This window comes from Bacteroides sp. M10 (assembly GCF_014334015.1).
Classification (GTDB): domain Bacteria; phylum Bacteroidota; class Bacteroidia; order Bacteroidales; family Bacteroidaceae; genus Bacteroides; species Bacteroides intestinigallinarum.
This window is the reverse complement of sequence record NZ_CP060488.1, coordinates 3,643,232-3,657,900: the sequence shown is the minus strand read 5'-3', so window position 1 is coordinate 3,657,900 and position 14,669 is coordinate 3,643,232. Positions and strand designations below refer to the sequence as shown.

The following is a 14,669-nucleotide window of genomic DNA, read 5'->3' as shown; positions in this document are numbered from 1 at the left end:
CATTACTTCTGTCTTTTTTTATTCCAGGTTATTATTTCCCGTATCCCACCAGAGTCTTGTACCTCCATGGTCATCTCCGCCTAAAGCCTCGACAAGAGCAGAATATTGCTCCGGGTCTTCTGTCTGCAATGTACCTGGGAAATTAAGACGGCGCACCATGATCTCCGTGTCGATGCATCCGCTCCTACTATGATTGAATCGAACGGGAAATAAACGGGGATATCCCGTTCGTCTTTGTTCGGTCCAGGCTTCGCAACCTTCCGGGAACATGGCAATCCACTTCTGCGTGATAATCTTCTCCAGTTTGGTCTCCTTATCATCCTGCGGATTCCATTTGGGAGTGACTTTACAACGGGCCTCTATATTATTTTCTTCATCATAAGTATCTATAAAGTCGGAAGCTGTCAGCTCACTTTTCAAGTAATCCTCCACCCCATAAATTCCCCATTGATGAAAAGAGGTAGTTACACCGTTCCGGTAACAAGCTTCTTCATCTTCATCCGTCCACCCGCGCAAAGCGGCTTCGGCACGCAGAAACCAGACTTCCGAAGCAGTCATCAGAGGTGTATCGGTATCCTGCTTGACAAACAGCTTTGACAATCCGGAATAATGACTATGAGCAAAACAGGTTCCCTGGCGAATTCCACGATACTGTCCTTTAAGAGCCTCATCCGTACAGGGTTCAAAATAAATTTCCAAACGAGGATCGTTATATCCGGTCAAAATTGATTCCATGTTAGCACTCATGTAAGTTTCATTCCAGACACGGTTAAGTTCTCCCAATGGATTGGTATACCCGGATTTGGTAGAAACAAACACTCCTCCTGTTTCCGCTTCAAAGAAGCCGTAACCGTTTTCCTTTATTTTCTGTATTTCAGAACGCGCCTTATCAGGAGCAACAGAAGCAAGGCGCATTGCCAGACGCAAACGCAGGGAATTGGCAAACTTTACCCAGGAAGGATATTTCCCGTCCAACAAAATATCAAAACGTGCAAATCCATTGGATTCCGGTTTCTCATCTATATAGTTGGTGAGAGCAACTACAGCAGAATCGAGTTCATTGAAAAACTCATAATAGACATCCTCTTGTTTATCCGGACGGTAATGTTTTTCGGCATTAGCAAAATTCTTATAAATGATAGGACCATAATAATCCGTCACACGATGCATCGCTTCCACCTTTAATATTTTCGTTATCCCGAACAGAGCAGGATGTGTATTCCGGGTAGCATTCTCCGACTGATATATCTGTGGGAAAATATAAGAATACATGTGTGTCCACATGGCGCTATTCCAGCCGTCCTGCATATTATAATCGGAGTTATGCGAGCCCCCGTTCAGCGGTTTGCCGTCATGCATATACCCACTGAACATGTCCGCGTTCAGATTCTGTATCAGCTGGAAAGGCCAGTTCTTTCCTTTTCCGTAGTCGTAATTAAAATAAATACCTTGCTGAATAATTCCCAAACGGATTCCATAGCCATTGTCATCAATAATCAAGTCATCATCCGTGATACCGGACAAATCGGTATTGTAATCACGGAAGTTACCGGTACAAGCTACAGAAAACAGCAATAACCCCAACAAATATAGATATACAAATTTTCTCTTCATTTCTCTCTCTTGCCTTTAAAATTCACATTTCAGAGTAAAGCCCAGACTACGGGTCGTAGGCATTCCGAACACTTCAATTCCTTGATTATCATTTCCGGTAGAAAGTACCAGATCTGGATCAAAAGGAGCTTTCTTATACAAGAAACATAGATTGCGGGCTACAAACGAAAGCTGAACATCTTTCAGTACCTTCGTTTTCTGTATCCACTTCTTGGAGAAATTATAGCTCAATGATACTTCACGCAACCGTAAATTGGTAGCATCATACATATAATACTCCGTCACCCCGGCACGCCCGCCTACTATTTTATAGAATCCTTTCACATTGTCTATACGCTGACCGTCGAGCATTACATATCCCCTGTCACGCGCATCAGCCGTTATTTCGGATACCCCATAAAGATCCATTTCCGCCTGCGTCTGCGAAAGGACTTCGCCTCCGTAACGCCAATCAAGCAGAAAATAAAGGGTGAAGCCTTTGTAAGAGAATGTATGGTCCCATCCCATCATAAAGACAGGGTTGGCATTGCCAACTTTCACCGTATTCCCATCGCCCTCCACCAATGGAAGTCCTTTATTATCACCCTCTGTTTCGTAGACGATATTGCCTGCATCATCACGCACAAAAGCCTTACCATAAATATCACCGATAGAACCGCCTTTAATAAGCTTCATGGCATAGCTGGAAGAAAAACTGGTAGGCCCGTAAATCATTTCTTTCAGATCTTCGTGCAACTTCACTATCTTATTCTTATTGGTAGAGAAGTTTACAGAAGTTTTCCAGTTGAAATCAGGAGTTAATACGGGAGTTCCATTCAGTGTCAATTCCCATCCCCGATTCTGGATATTTCCGGCATTTACATATCGGTAAGCATACTTATCGCCTGCAAGTGCGGGAAGTTTGAAGAACTGATTATAAGTATTGGTACGATAATAAGTCAGATTAACCCCTAAACGGTGTTGAAAGAATCGCCATTCAGTTCCAAATTCGATGGCATGAGTCATTTCCGGCTCCATATCCTTAAAAGGTGCGGCATCATTCGCCTGTATCTCGCCACCGGCATTGATATGCGAAAAGGAATTAGTGATAAATGGAGGAATATCATTTCCTACTTTACTATAAGCGCCACGCAATTTAGCGAAAGAAACCCACTCGGGTAACTTCACCCATTTATCAAGCAGCATGGAAAGCCCTACAGAAGGATAAGCGAATCCGGATTTTTCATGTTTGGTATATGACAAGGTTGACGCCCAGTCATTACGGGCCGTCAAATCAAGAAATAGTTTTTCCTTATAACCGATCTGTGCCGTACCGAATATAGATTGCAACTGACGGCGTTGATCTATTCGCTGGTCAATACTGGCAGAGCTGTTCATAACGATATTGGCTATATTAAACACATTAGCAAACTTCAGAGATGCATTTTTCGAATCATATCGGGTAGAATTAACGACTTTATCATTTATACTACCACCAATCGCCGCATCCAACGTAAAATCGCCCCAGGTTTTCTTCACCATCGCCATGACATCACCATACATCTGGGTTTCCTGATAATCCATCTCAATATATCGTCCGTTCGCTCCACACAGGGCGGTGGCGGTAGACGCATAGAATTTCTGGCGTAACTTGTCCGCCCAGTAATCCATGTTTCCACGGGCTTGAATCGTCAGCCAGTCATTTACCTTAAAGTTTGCTGAAAGAGAAAGGATAACGCGCGTACGTGTTTCTTTACTTTGTATGCGGTTCGTTATCCAATACGGATTCTGTTCGAAGTCTTCGGTAAACGTATGCCAGTTCTGCACACCCAGTTTCCGTTCTTCGTCATAGGTTTCAAAATGATCTTTATAATAAGACAAGTCCTCTCCACGAGGGAAACGGTAGAGACCTACCAATGGATTCATATAGAAACCTCCCGATACCGGCTTATTCTCGACGGTCTGTTTCATAACATTCACACTACCGTCCAGTTTCAGACGTTTGTCGAACATAGTAGCTGTCTCACGCAAGTTTATATTATGCTTTTTCAGTTTATTCTTGTCGATTATCCCCTTTCCGGTAGTATTGGCATAGGAGAAATAAGTTTGCAGGTTTTCATTTCCATAACTGATAGATACGGAAGTCATCGATGTTAATCCGGTACGGAAGAAGTCATTCAGATTATCATAAGCCATCAGATTCTCTTTCTCGCCCCAACTGTCTACCACATCACTGACACCATAACGATTCTGCATTTTAGGCATACTGAATGCTTTCTCGAAAGTGAGTCCCGTAGAGAAATTTATATTCCTTTGCCCGGCAGAGTTTCCTTTTTTAGTCGTAATAAGAATCACTCCGTTAGCAGCCATGCTACCATATAAAGCCGCAGCAGGAGCACCTTTCAGGATACTGATGCTTTCCACATCTTCCGGATTCAGGTTAGAGATTCCGTCTCCTCCGTCACGATTCCCTGCATTCGCCGTACCACCAATAGCCGAATAAGCCTGTTCGGAAGAGGTGTTCGACATCGGCACTCCATCTATTACATAAAGCGGTTGATTATCACCGGATACAGAACGGATTCCCCGGAGACTGACTTTTGCGGAACCGCCCATACCGGAAGAGTTTTTGTTGATTTGCACACCGGCAGCTTTTCCTGCCAGGGCAGCAATCATATTTACTTCTTTGACACGGTTCAGTTCTTCTCCCTTGATTTTTTGCACAGAATAAGCCAATGTAGCTTCATCCTTTTCAAGTCCCAAGGCTGTTACGATGACATGTTCAAGCATCACCGCATCTTCCTGAAGACGTATTTCAAGCACATTCCGACCTGTCACATTGACTTCTACAGTCTTGTAACCTACAAAAGAAACTTGTAAGACAGCACTATCCGGCACAGACAAAAAGAATTTTCCATCAATATCGGTCACAGTACCATTGGTTCCCCCCTTTTCGCGTATTGTAGCACCGATCAGTGGTTCACCATAGATATCAATAACACGCCCTCTCACGGTATTATTATCAGAAGGAACTTCTATCGTCCCTCTTAACACTTGTTGCTCCGAAGCATAACAATTTCCTCCCTCCAGGAAAAATAGGCCCATTAAGAAGCAACTCACAAAAACTTCTTTTCTCAATGATATAATAAAATATTGTTTGTTCATCACGCCGCAAAAATAACTAATTATTTTAAATCTAGCATTTTTTCTCATTGATTTTGAGGGAAATAAACATTATCACTATTTTTGTACGAAATTAAAATGAAAGGAATTATGGAAATCGAAACACATCCGTTAGAACCGTTTCTCCCAGCGAAATCAAAGCTTCTGATGCTGGGAAGTTTTCCGCCACAGAAAAAACGTTGGTCTATGGAGTTTTACTACCCGAACCTAAACAATGACATGTGGCGTATATATGGAATTTTATTCTTTAATGATAAGAATCACTTTCTAAATTCGACACTAAAATCGTTCTGTCGCGAGCAAATCATAGACTTTTTGAACGAAAAGGGGATTGCCCTATTTGATACCGCTTCATCCATTCGCCGGTTGCAGGATAATGCATCGGACAAGTTTCTTGAAGTAGTGGAAGCTACCGATGTTGCAGCATTACTGCGGCAACTTCCCGAATGCAAAGCAATCGTCACCACAGGCCAAAAAGCAACGGACACTCTTCGACAGCAATTCGACATAGAAGAGCCCAAAGTAGGTGATTACTCCGAATTTGTTTTCGAAGGACGTGCCATGCGGCTTTACCGGATGCCCTCATCATCAAGGGCGTATCCATTAGCATTGGACAAGAAAGCAGCCGCTTACCGGATTATGTTTCAGGATTTACAGATATTGAAGTGAAGTTCAAGTATTAAGTATAAAATATCAAGTATTAAATTATAAATGAATATGGCAACATTATTTTTGCAGTACCCGGCATGCAGCACATGCCAAAAAGCCAAGAAATGGTTAACAGAAAATAACATTGAGTTTACCAACCGCTTAATCGTAGAAGAAAATCCTACGGTGGAAGAATTAAAGGCATGGATTCCACGTAGCGGTCTGCCAGTGAAGAAATTCTTCAACACTAGCGGATTAGTATATAAAGAGCTGAAACTAAGCGAGAAGCTACCTGCAATGAGTGAGGAAGAACAGATAGCACTATTGGCAACCAACGGTAAATTGGTGAAACGCCCATTGGTAGTGACAGACAGCTTCGTTCTGGTCGGTTTTAAGCCCGATGAGTGGGAAAAATTAAAATAATTCAAAACTTATTTACCCGAATGTTTGGAGATTCAGAAGTTTCTACTACCTTTGCAGCCGCAAACACGGGAGTAGCTCAGTTGGTAGAGCACCGGTCTCCAAAACCGGGTGTCGGGAGTTCGAGCCTCTCCTCCCGTGCAGAGTTAAGTAGCTGTAAACGATAAGTTTACGGCTATTTTTCGTTTCAGGTCGGACGAAATTCGGACGAAATAAATGATAGTGACGCTATCCGACAAAGATAGTGACGGTATACAACAGCGATAGCGTCACTATCCCGAACATATACCGTCACTATCATTTTCTACGATTATCCATCTGGAATTCTACGTTCATTCATATCTGCGAATCTTACGCATAGTCATATAGCGTACACTCACAATAACTCCCGCCCGATTTCCTAGTTCTTATTCGTTCTTTCCAATCCTTTGGCAGCCTCAACCAAACGGATGAATTCTCTTCTATATCCTTTATCATCATTATTCAGTCCCTGTTTGGCCAGATTAATCACTTTATCGTAACTGGCATTTCCTTTGAAGTCAGAGTCCCGAAGCAACTGTCCGAACATAGCCACTGCAGAAGCAAAGCGGAAATCGGAAGAAACATTATTGCCTTTATTATCAACGAAAGGAAGTTCCATTTTCTTGCTGACATCTTTATCCGGAGCTTTATAACGCAGTTTCACAGTCAGGAGATCATTAGAGCCTGTCGGTTTCACTGCCACTTTCTCTTTCTTCTGATATTTCAGATCATCTATTTTACCCACATATTCATTCTTTGCACCTGTAGGAATCACTTCGTAAAAAGCAGTTACCGTATGTCCCGCACCCATATCTCCGGCATCTTTAGCATCATTATTAAAGTCTTCGTCTTTCAACAGACGGCTTTCGTAACCAATCAAACGATACGCCTGCACTTGAGAAGGATTAAATTCCACTTGCAGTTTGACGTCTTTCGCCACCGTATGCAATGTAGCACCGAATTCGCCTACTAAAACACGGTTGGCTTCCTGCAAGTTATCTATATAAGCATGATTACCGTTTCCCTTTTCTGCCAACACCTGAATCTTTTTATCTTTATAATTACCCATGCCATAACCTAATACGGTAAGGAACACTCCACTCTTACGTTCTTTTTCAATCAATTGTTCCAATCCTTCGGCGGAAGAAACGCCCACATTAAAATCACCGTCAGAGCAAAGTATGATACGGTTGTTGCCATTAGAGATAAAATTCTTCTTGGCTATTTTATACGCCAACAGGATACCTGCACCACCTGCCGTAGAACCACCTGCCGTTAATTCATCTATCGCTTCACGAATCTTCTGTTTGTCACTACCCGGAGTGGCCTCCAGTTTCACACCGGCACTGCCTGCATAAGTCACGATAGCTACTTTATCTTTATCCCGTAAGTTGTTTACCAACAATTTGAGAGATGACTTCACCAAATCCAACCGGTTGGCTCCCCACATAGAGCCGGAGACGTCAATCAGAAACACCAGGTTAGATGCAGGCAAATTATCCGTCGGAATTTCTCTAGCTTTCAAGCCGATACGCACAAGACGGTGATCCGCATTCCAGGGACATGCTCCGGCTTCCATCGTGATTTTCACAGGATCACTTCCTGTCGGTTTCGGATAATCATAGGAAAAGTAGTTCACTAATTCTTCCGTACGGATAGCATCTACAGGAGGCAATTCACCTTTATTGATAAAACGACGCATATTACTATAAGAAGCAGCATCTACATCAATAGAGAAAGTAGAAAGCGGAGCATCCGACACACTCTTAAATCCATTCTCCTGAATCTGCCCGTATTCTTCCGCATTTACAGCATCATACATGATTCCCGGTGTCGGACATACCGCCATATAAGCAGCAGACACCGATTTAGTAGCCTTTAGCTCATGCCCGTATCCTACCACTACACATTCTTCCAATACCACATCATCCGCTTTCATCTTCACATCCAGCGTAGCCGATTTCACCACCCTTCTCTCTTGCTTATACCCGATATACTGAAACAACAACGTCTCCCCCTTCTTGGCCTGAATTGTATACTGGCCCTTCATATTCGTTATTGCACCCTTCGAAGTACCCTTGATCTGTACCGAACAACCTACAAGCGGATTTCCATCCTTTGCATCCGTCACCGTACCCGACACAGTAATAACTTGCGCATTCATCCTACCTAAAGAAATAACCGCCATTAGCAGCACGAGCATCATCGCTCTGAATTGATTTGTTTTCATAACTTCTTATTTTAAAATGTTACTATTAGTTCGCTTTTACTATAGAGATGCACATTTCACACAGATTCCATAAAAGCATCAAACTTTTTTTATTTTTCTTCTTACAGTTGTTATTTTTAGTCCCAATCCCTATCTTTGGCAATCAATAGATGTTGTTTTTCAAAAGAAAAATATCAAAACTATCGGACGAGGAATTACTAATACATTATACGAAGTCCGGCGATACGGAATATTTCGGTGAATTATATAACCGATATATCCCGTTACTATACGGACTTTGCCTGAAATATCTGCATGATGAAGACCGGGCACAGGAGGCGGTCATGCAGTTGTTTGAAGATTTATTGCCTAAATTGGGAAATTATGAGATAAAAGTGTTCAAGCCATGGCTCTACCGGGTGGCAAAGAATCATTGCCTGCAACTTTTACGAAAGGAAAATAAAGAAATTACGTTAGATTATACCGTTAATGTTATGGAATCCGACGAATTTCTGCATCTATTAAGTGAGGAGGAAAGTTCAGAGGAACAACTAAAGGCATTACATCACTGTCTCGAAAAGTTGCCCGAAGAACAACGGACCAGCATTACGCGTTTCTTTTTAGAGGAAATGTCGTATGCCGACATTGTAGAACAGACCGGATTTACTCTGAACAATGTGAAAAGCTATATCCAAAACGGAAAGCGAAACTTAAAAATTTGTATTAAGAAACAAGCCCTATGAAACTATTGGACTACATACGAGGACTCCGCAAAGGAAAAGAGGCACACCGGCTGGAAAAAGAGTCGATGCAAGACCCTTTTCTGGCCGATGCTATGGATGGATACAACCAAGTGGAGGGAAATCACGAACAACGGATCGAGAAACTGCGGATGCAGGTTTCTGCTCATTCGGCAAAGAAAAAGAACACTTATGCTATCACCTGGAGCATCGCTGCGTGTCTGGTGATCGGATTCGGTATCAGCAGTTATTTCCTGTTCCTGAAAAAGAGCATGACAGATGAAGTGTTTATCGCTGAAGAGTCTGTTCCTGCAAAGTTGCCTGAAGCTACAACGCCGGCAACTCCTACAAATCCGGCGACTCCGGCAGCTCCTGTAACCCCGCGAGCGGACAAGAAAGAGATGAGCGCATCCGCAGTAATAGAACCGATGATGGAGGAAGCCTTGGAGCAGACTGCTGAATTGCAAGAAGTAGCAGCAACAATGGATACTTCCGAGTCTGCTTCCGACAAGAAAATGAGAATGGCTAAAGTGGTGACTATCCCTAACAGCAACATTATTCAGGGAAAAGTGACCGATGAAAAAGGAGAACCGATCATCGGGGCCAGTGTGGCATATAAAGGGACAAATATCGGAACCATTACGAATATGAACGGAGAGTTTTCGCTGGTTAAAAAGGAAGGTAAAAAACAGTTGACAGCGCAGTTCATCGGATATGATCCGGTAGAAATTCCGGTAGATACCAGCCAGACAATGCTCATTGCCATGAACGAAAACAAACAAACGCTTAACGAAGTGGCGGTAGTGGGATACGGAACAAATAAAAATAAGAAATCAACAACTGTCGTGACAGCTAAGGAGCAGGCAGACAAAGATATGACTCCGCAACCTGTGATCGGTAAACGCAAATATCAGAAGTACCTGAAGGAGAATCTGGTTCGTCCGACGGATGAGAAGTGCGCACAAGTGAAAGGGAAAGTGGTATTAACTTTTCTGGTTAACAAGGAAGGGCGTCCCTTCTACATCAAAGTAAAAGAGAGCCTCTGCGAATCTTCCGACAAGGAAGCCATCCGCCTGATTCAGGAAGGTCCGGACTGGATTTATGGCAATAAATCAGTAGAAATAACCGTCAAATTCGAATAGGACAAAGTCTCTAAATCCAAGTTCCTTTACGCCACAAGAACTCAAGTGGTCCCTGTTTATGGCGGGCAAGCCACCAACGGCTGAATATCAACTGAACGGTAAAGATGAGCAATGCAATAAGCAGACTTGCCGTTGCTCCGGCATATTTGTACATCGCTAATCCGAATCCATAATAGATGGTAACTCCCATAATTGACTGGGATATGTAGTTGGTCAGACTCATACGACCGTAAGGAATCAGCAAACTTTGCCAGCTATATCCTTTCTCTTTCTTAAACCAAAGCAGGATGAAGATAGAAACCAGGATAATCATAAAGGCAAAATTGGCATAAGACGGAACTGCTATGCTATAAGGAACTTGTATGGAGGGATTAGTGAGTAAATCCGGTACGAAGGTTTTCAGGCAATAGAGAGGAACGAACGCAAGGATGGCGCCTTTCAGCATCTTCTTCCAGAAACGCACGGATTCTTCGCTCTTTATTAAATATTTCCGGCGTCCGAGCAACATTCCGAACATGAATAAAGCAGCCGTCTGAAACAAACGTAAGCGTCTCCGCGATTCTATATAGTGTATTAAAATAAAAAGGCTAATGATCCCTTTTTAGTCATTAGCCTTTTCCCATCTGTCAGGAAGCAGTTCCCTGTATTTTTCAATTGGTGTGTTCGGTTGCCATTCGGCTGTTCTGTTTATCACATCCGTGAGATACTCAAATAAATTCACTTTATGCATCCTACAAGTGAGTGCTATCGTATAGAGTATGGTACCTCGTTCGGCCCCCTTATGGCTGCCGAAGAACAATGAGTTTTTTCTTGATAAGGATATGTACCGGTTCATCCGTTCAACCATATTGTTGTCCAGATAAGTGTCACCATAATTAAAGATGTCCACCACTGCATTCCACTCATTGCGAAGATAGGTAATGGCTTCCTGCAGTTCGCTCTTAGGTAATAAATCCCCCCGTTCTTCTATTTCATCAAGCATATCTTTTATTTCTCCGAGTATGTCCGGCGCATACTTTTTTCGATGCATAAGATTCTGTTCTACCGTCCATCCCTCAACCCCAACTTTATGCTTATGCTCGTTTTGATAAAGTGCGTTTATCAGCTCCACGATTCTTTTTGCATCCGGGTCCTTCTCACCGCAATCTATAAATTTCCGTTTTATATGTTGCAAGCACGGGATGCGTGTGATATTGGGATAAGCATCGCTTTCAAGCTTCCGGTAAGGTGAGTAGCCATCGCTTTGTATAATACCTTTGCAACCGCCTAATTCGTTAAGAATAACTCTTTCAGACCGGGAGCCGTCATCATAGAGCAGGTATATCATCCTGGTGTTTATGCCGACAACCACCCAAAGGTATCCCTTCCTGACTCTTTTTCCCTTGCTGTTCTTTTCCGGGACGAGTATTTTGTAATAGGTTTCATCGGCTGCCTTATAAGGATCACTCAAAGCTGTCTGCCGGATGCACTTATAAAGATTTTCGAAGAGGCTTGAGGCTTTTTCTATCAACTTATGAGCCGTAGGTTTCTTCAGCGTAAAGCCATGACTCTCGAAGTAGTTGATGATTCTTTCAACAGGTAGCGATTGTATATAACGTAATTCCATCAATCCGGCAATAAATGAACCGTCATAGCTGGAATTCAAGAAGGCCGAAGCCGGTGTTTTTCCCTCAAACAGGCGACCTTCTTGCGTATAGGTGTGTATCTTGTAGACATGTTTGATGAAGCGCATGGGTACACATTCATAGCGGACGCATATTCTGGGAACAGTGGTAAACAACCGGGCCTTATTGATGTCAAAATCGGGATCATCGGGATAAACGACATGTTCTTCTTCCTCCATCTCATAATGCATGTCACGTTTGGCCCCATTGTTCTTTCTTGCTTTACGCTTATCTGCTTTTTCCGCTTCTATCTTCTGCCGCTCTTCTTCGGATATGGCAGATTGGGGAGCCTGTTGCTGTTCGGATGTGTTGGATACAAGTTTGGCGAGTCCCTTAGTAAGGCGCTGTTGCTTGCTAAGAGACTCGCCTTTTTGAAGGAGTGCCTCTTTAAGGGAAGAAACCTCCTTTATCAAAGCATCTATTTGGTCCAAGAGTCTGTTGTTGTCATCTCGTAATCCCTTGATTTGTTCCTTCAATAACTCTATGATCTCATCCTTTTTCATGGCATAAAGATATAAAAAATCAACAAATTAACCAAATAAACCGGATGATATCTTTAGTACAAATAACTAATAATCAAAATGTTGTATTAGATCCTAAAACGTTTTCTCAACCGTACAGACTTTAATGACACTCCATTCAAGATAAAAGACAAAACCTGATAAGAAATCTCGTAATTACCTGTATTGGGGTTAAATGTCGGTAACTCAAAACTTCCACCTTCGAGGCGCTTGTAGTACAGAAGAAAGCCATCGCCATCCCAACGCAGTATTTTTACACTTTGTCGGTTTTTACCAAAGAATAAAAAGATATCTCCGGAAACGGGAGACAAGTCCTTCATTTCCGATCGTATAATTTTGAATAAACCGTCAATGCCAAGGTTCATACGAACAAAGCCCTGGTACAGATAGTAGCGATTGGCTGATGTTAGAGAATACATGGATCTCCCTCCTTTCTTTCGTAATCGCGCAACATTTTAATAACACCACTGGGTGTGGCCCGTTTGACCGAAATGGTGGTTCCACTGTTAAAGGTGATTGTGATCCCGGCAAGACTAAACTCTTCTTCCGACAACATGGCGGGTGCTATTTGAGTGAATGAAGGAGAGGAAGTTGTCGGTTGGGAGGGTTCAACGCCGCCATAATAATCACGGACCACATCTGCCTTGGCTTGTTTAACGCTATAGCCCCGTCTGGACATCCAGGAACTCATACCACCAAAAGTGGTATGCTGATCGCGGCAAACATCGGCTAAAGAACAATTGTAGTCTACTTTCAATACTTCAAGGAAATGTTTCCAAGTTTTTCCAAATCGATTTTCTGCTAAATCCATAATGCTTCATTTTTATACATAGCAAAAATATAAGAATGAAAAAAGGGCGACAAGATAGAATCGCGGAGACGCTTACAAACAAACGACCATTTTCTACTTGCCAGATATTGCTATATAATTGTCCGTCGGAGATGTTAGAACAGAGCACTTCGAAGAAATTACCATTGGCAGTTGCCTCCTGCGCACGTATGGCATAAGGCATATAATGACCGCTTGCTACTACATAGTCGGAATTTATCATTGCATAAACGGCACGTCCCCACTCATAAGGCTGAAGAAGCAGAATCAGGGCAATCCAGAAAACCGTTTTATCTTTTAACTTGCAAACAGGTATCAATGCAAAGCCTACTACTGCATAGAGTAAAAGAATATCCCCGTTATAGAATAAAGCGTGCAACTGCGCAAACAGGAAAAGCAAACACAACCGCCAGGCAAATCGTCCGCGGAAGTCTATGCCACGCTTCTCCGCATTGTGAAACTGAATGTAAAAACTAAAGCCAAACAACAATGAGAAAGTAGCGTAAGCCTTTCCGGCGAATAAGAAAAACATGGTATCCCACGCATATTTATCAATCGTTTGCAACCATGCAGGCATATTCTCCGGTATAAAAAACAGATTATAATGCTCCAGATTATGTAATAATACAATTGCCAAAAGGGCAAATCCGCGCAGAGCATCCACTACTCCAAGACGTTCGGATGTTTTCAGTGTTTGAGTCATTAGATATAATTATTTCAGATTACTTTAGCGACGGTAAAAGTAAAGGAAATATCTGGAACTCAAAAATTTGTGGATGTAAAAGATTAAATCAATTCATAACTGGCCATCTGTATCGGCATATCCAGATTGTGAAGTACTTTCTCCAACAAAATCCCCTCCCGATTGTCATATTCATACCCGAAAGTGGCACGGATTCCTTGCAGGATAAATTGAGTGGCACGGTCTAATGCCATCGGCAAGCTGTCTCCCTGCATCAAAGAGCCGGTTATGACACTTGTAAAAGTATCTCCCGTACCGGGATAATGTGCAGGCAGATAAGGACAGGTCACTTTCCAGTAGCGGTTTCCCTGACGGTTATAAGCGTAGACAGACGTTTTATGGGGTTCATCATGCACAGGGACACTGGTTATGATAACCACTTGCGGACCTTTATTGGACAAAAGGCGAAGATATTCTTTCAGCTCTTCATCCGTGTTGTCTGCTTTATAAGGTTCATCCAATAAATAAAATAATTCTGTCAGATTGGGAGTAATCACATCTGCTTTGGTTATCAGGTGGCGCATTTCTTTCACCATCTCCATATCAAAGTTAGTGTACAGCCGGCCGTTATCTCCCAACACCGGATCGGCAACTATCAGGCTATCCGGCTGACGAAAGTCTTTGATAAAATCAGAAACAATCTGAATCTGTTTCGGAGAGCCCAGATATCCGGTGTAGATAGCGTCAAACTGTACCTCCAGTTTCTTCCACTGGGCAATAATCTTTGGCATTTCATCCGTCAGGTCGAGGAAGGAGAAACCGGGATATTGCGTATGGTTGGATAATACAGCTGTAGGAAGCGGACAAACCTGAAAGCCCATAGATGAAAGAATAGGAATAACGACAGTGAGAGATACGCGTCCCATTCCCGAAAGGTCATGAACGGCGGCTATTTTCTTTACTTTATTGGCATACATATCATTTAAATTTAAACATTTGACTACTCTTCTATGAACG

The 14,669-nt window shown here is 42.6% G+C and carries 11 protein-coding genes, 1 tRNA gene and 2 pseudogenes; 5 read left to right on the top strand and 9 right to left on the bottom strand.

Going from position 1 to position 14,669, the window contains the following annotated elements; all coding sequences use genetic code 11:
* Window positions 1–18 precede the first annotated feature (18 nt).
* Window positions 19–1,614 (bottom strand): SusD/RagB family nutrient-binding outer membrane lipoprotein, encoded by a 1,596-nt coding sequence (locus H8796_RS12915; RefSeq protein ID WP_117931849.1) that lies wholly within the window; start codon window positions 1,612–1,614, stop codon window positions 19–21.
* Window positions 1,615–1,629: 15 nt separating this feature from the next.
* Window positions 1,630–4,758, bottom strand: coding sequence for a TonB-dependent receptor (locus H8796_RS12910; protein WP_117931848.1), 3,129 nt, complete (start codon window positions 4,756–4,758; stop codon window positions 1,630–1,632).
* 108 nt (window positions 4,759–4,866) lie between these two features.
* On the opposite strand from H8796_RS12910, the gene H8796_RS12905 reads away from it, so the two are divergent.
* The 3 genes from H8796_RS12905 (at window position 4,867) to H8796_RS12895 (ending at window position 5,985) form a co-directional block, all read left to right on the top strand.
* On the top strand, window positions 4,867–5,445 hold the full coding sequence (locus tag H8796_RS12905) for a uracil-DNA glycosylase family protein (protein WP_117932454.1): 579 nt from the start codon (window positions 4,867–4,869) through the stop codon (window positions 5,443–5,445).
* 48 nt (window positions 5,446–5,493) lie between these two features.
* Complete coding sequence (locus H8796_RS12900) at window positions 5,494–5,847, top strand: arsenate reductase family protein (RefSeq protein WP_004308288.1); 354 nt, start codon at window positions 5,494–5,496, stop codon at window positions 5,845–5,847.
* Window positions 5,848–5,912: 65 nt separating this feature from the next.
* Window positions 5,913–5,985, top strand: a tRNA-Trp gene (locus H8796_RS12895).
* Window positions 5,986–6,244: 259 nt separating this feature from the next.
* Here H8796_RS12895 and H8796_RS12890 read toward each other — a convergent pair.
* Window positions 6,245–8,095, bottom strand: coding sequence for a VWA domain-containing protein (locus H8796_RS12890; protein ID WP_117938129.1), 1,851 nt, complete (start codon window positions 8,093–8,095; stop codon window positions 6,245–6,247).
* Between the two features lie 149 nt (window positions 8,096–8,244).
* Here H8796_RS12890 and H8796_RS12885 point away from each other — a divergent pair, with 149 nt between their 5' ends.
* Complete coding sequence (locus H8796_RS12885; protein ID WP_004301947.1) at window positions 8,245–8,817, top strand: RNA polymerase sigma factor; 573 nt, start codon at window positions 8,245–8,247, stop codon at window positions 8,815–8,817.
* Window positions 8,814–9,956, top strand: a complete 1,143-nt coding sequence (locus H8796_RS12880) for a carboxypeptidase-like regulatory domain-containing protein (RefSeq protein ID WP_117938131.1) — start codon at window positions 8,814–8,816, stop codon at window positions 9,954–9,956. The genes H8796_RS12885 and H8796_RS12880 overlap by 4 nt, the downstream gene beginning before the upstream one ends.
* A 10-nt stretch (window positions 9,957–9,966) precedes the next feature.
* Here H8796_RS12880 and H8796_RS12875 read toward each other — a convergent pair.
* The 6 genes and pseudogenes from H8796_RS12875 to H8796_RS12850 form a co-directional block, all read right to left on the bottom strand.
* Window positions 9,967–10,500 (bottom strand): annotated as a pseudogene (locus tag H8796_RS12875) (DUF418 domain-containing protein); the annotation flags it as partial.
* 57 nt (window positions 10,501–10,557) lie between these two features.
* Window positions 10,558–12,123 (bottom strand): IS66 family transposase, encoded by a 1,566-nt coding sequence (locus H8796_RS12870; protein WP_187343802.1) that lies wholly within the window; start codon window positions 12,121–12,123, stop codon window positions 10,558–10,560.
* A gap of 86 nt (window positions 12,124–12,209) precedes the next feature.
* Window positions 12,210–12,560 carry an IS66 family insertion sequence element accessory protein TnpB gene (gene tnpB, locus H8796_RS12865; protein WP_004296723.1) on the bottom strand — a complete coding sequence of 117 codons (351 nt, stop codon included), beginning with the start codon at window positions 12,558–12,560 and terminating at the stop codon, window positions 12,210–12,212.
* Window positions 12,548–12,952: a hypothetical protein gene (locus H8796_RS12860; protein WP_117971908.1), complete on the bottom strand. Its 405-nt coding sequence runs from the start codon at window positions 12,950–12,952 to the stop codon at window positions 12,548–12,550. The genes tnpB and H8796_RS12860 overlap by 13 nt, the downstream gene beginning before the upstream one ends.
* A 55-nt stretch (window positions 12,953–13,007) precedes the next feature.
* Window positions 13,008–13,673, bottom strand: a pseudogene (locus H8796_RS12855) (DUF418 domain-containing protein); the annotation flags it as partial.
* 83 nt (window positions 13,674–13,756) lie between these two features.
* Window positions 13,757–14,629, bottom strand: coding sequence for a pyridoxamine kinase (locus tag H8796_RS12850; protein WP_117936636.1), 873 nt, complete (start codon window positions 14,627–14,629; stop codon window positions 13,757–13,759).
* Between the last annotated feature and the right edge of the window lie 40 nt (window positions 14,630–14,669).

Bases quoted from the DNA above. Each gene is read 5' to 3' on its own strand.
- H8796_RS12905 (WP_117932454.1), top strand. From the start codon at position 4,867: ATGGAAATCGAAACACATCCGTTAGAACCGTTTCTCCCAGCGAAATCA.
- H8796_RS12885 (WP_004301947.1), top strand. From the start codon at position 8,245: ATGTTGTTTTTCAAAAGAAAAATATCAAAACTATCGGACGAGGAATTA.
- H8796_RS12900 (WP_004308288.1), top strand. From the start codon at position 5,494: ATGGCAACATTATTTTTGCAGTACCCGGCATGCAGCACATGCCAAAAA.
- H8796_RS12870 (WP_187343802.1), bottom strand. From the start codon at position 12,123: ATGAAAAAGGATGAGATCATAGAGTTATTGAAGGAACAAATCAAGGGA.
- H8796_RS12850 (WP_117936636.1), bottom strand. From the start codon at position 14,629: ATGTATGCCAATAAAGTAAAGAAAATAGCCGCCGTTCATGACCTTTCG.
- H8796_RS12890 (WP_117938129.1), bottom strand. From the start codon at position 8,095: ATGAAAACAAATCAATTCAGAGCGATGATGCTCGTGCTGCTAATGGCG.
- H8796_RS12910 (WP_117931848.1), bottom strand. From the start codon at position 4,758: ATGAACAAACAATATTTTATTATATCATTGAGAAAAGAAGTTTTTGTG.
- H8796_RS12880 (WP_117938131.1), top strand. From the start codon at position 8,814: ATGAAACTATTGGACTACATACGAGGACTCCGCAAAGGAAAAGAGGCA.
- tnpB (WP_004296723.1), bottom strand. From the start codon at position 12,560: ATGTATTCTCTAACATCAGCCAATCGCTACTATCTGTACCAGGGCTTT.
- H8796_RS12860 (WP_117971908.1), bottom strand. From the start codon at position 12,952: ATGGATTTAGCAGAAAATCGATTTGGAAAAACTTGGAAACATTTCCTT.
- H8796_RS12915 (WP_117931849.1), bottom strand. From the start codon at position 1,614: ATGAAGAGAAAATTTGTATATCTATATTTGTTGGGGTTATTGCTGTTT.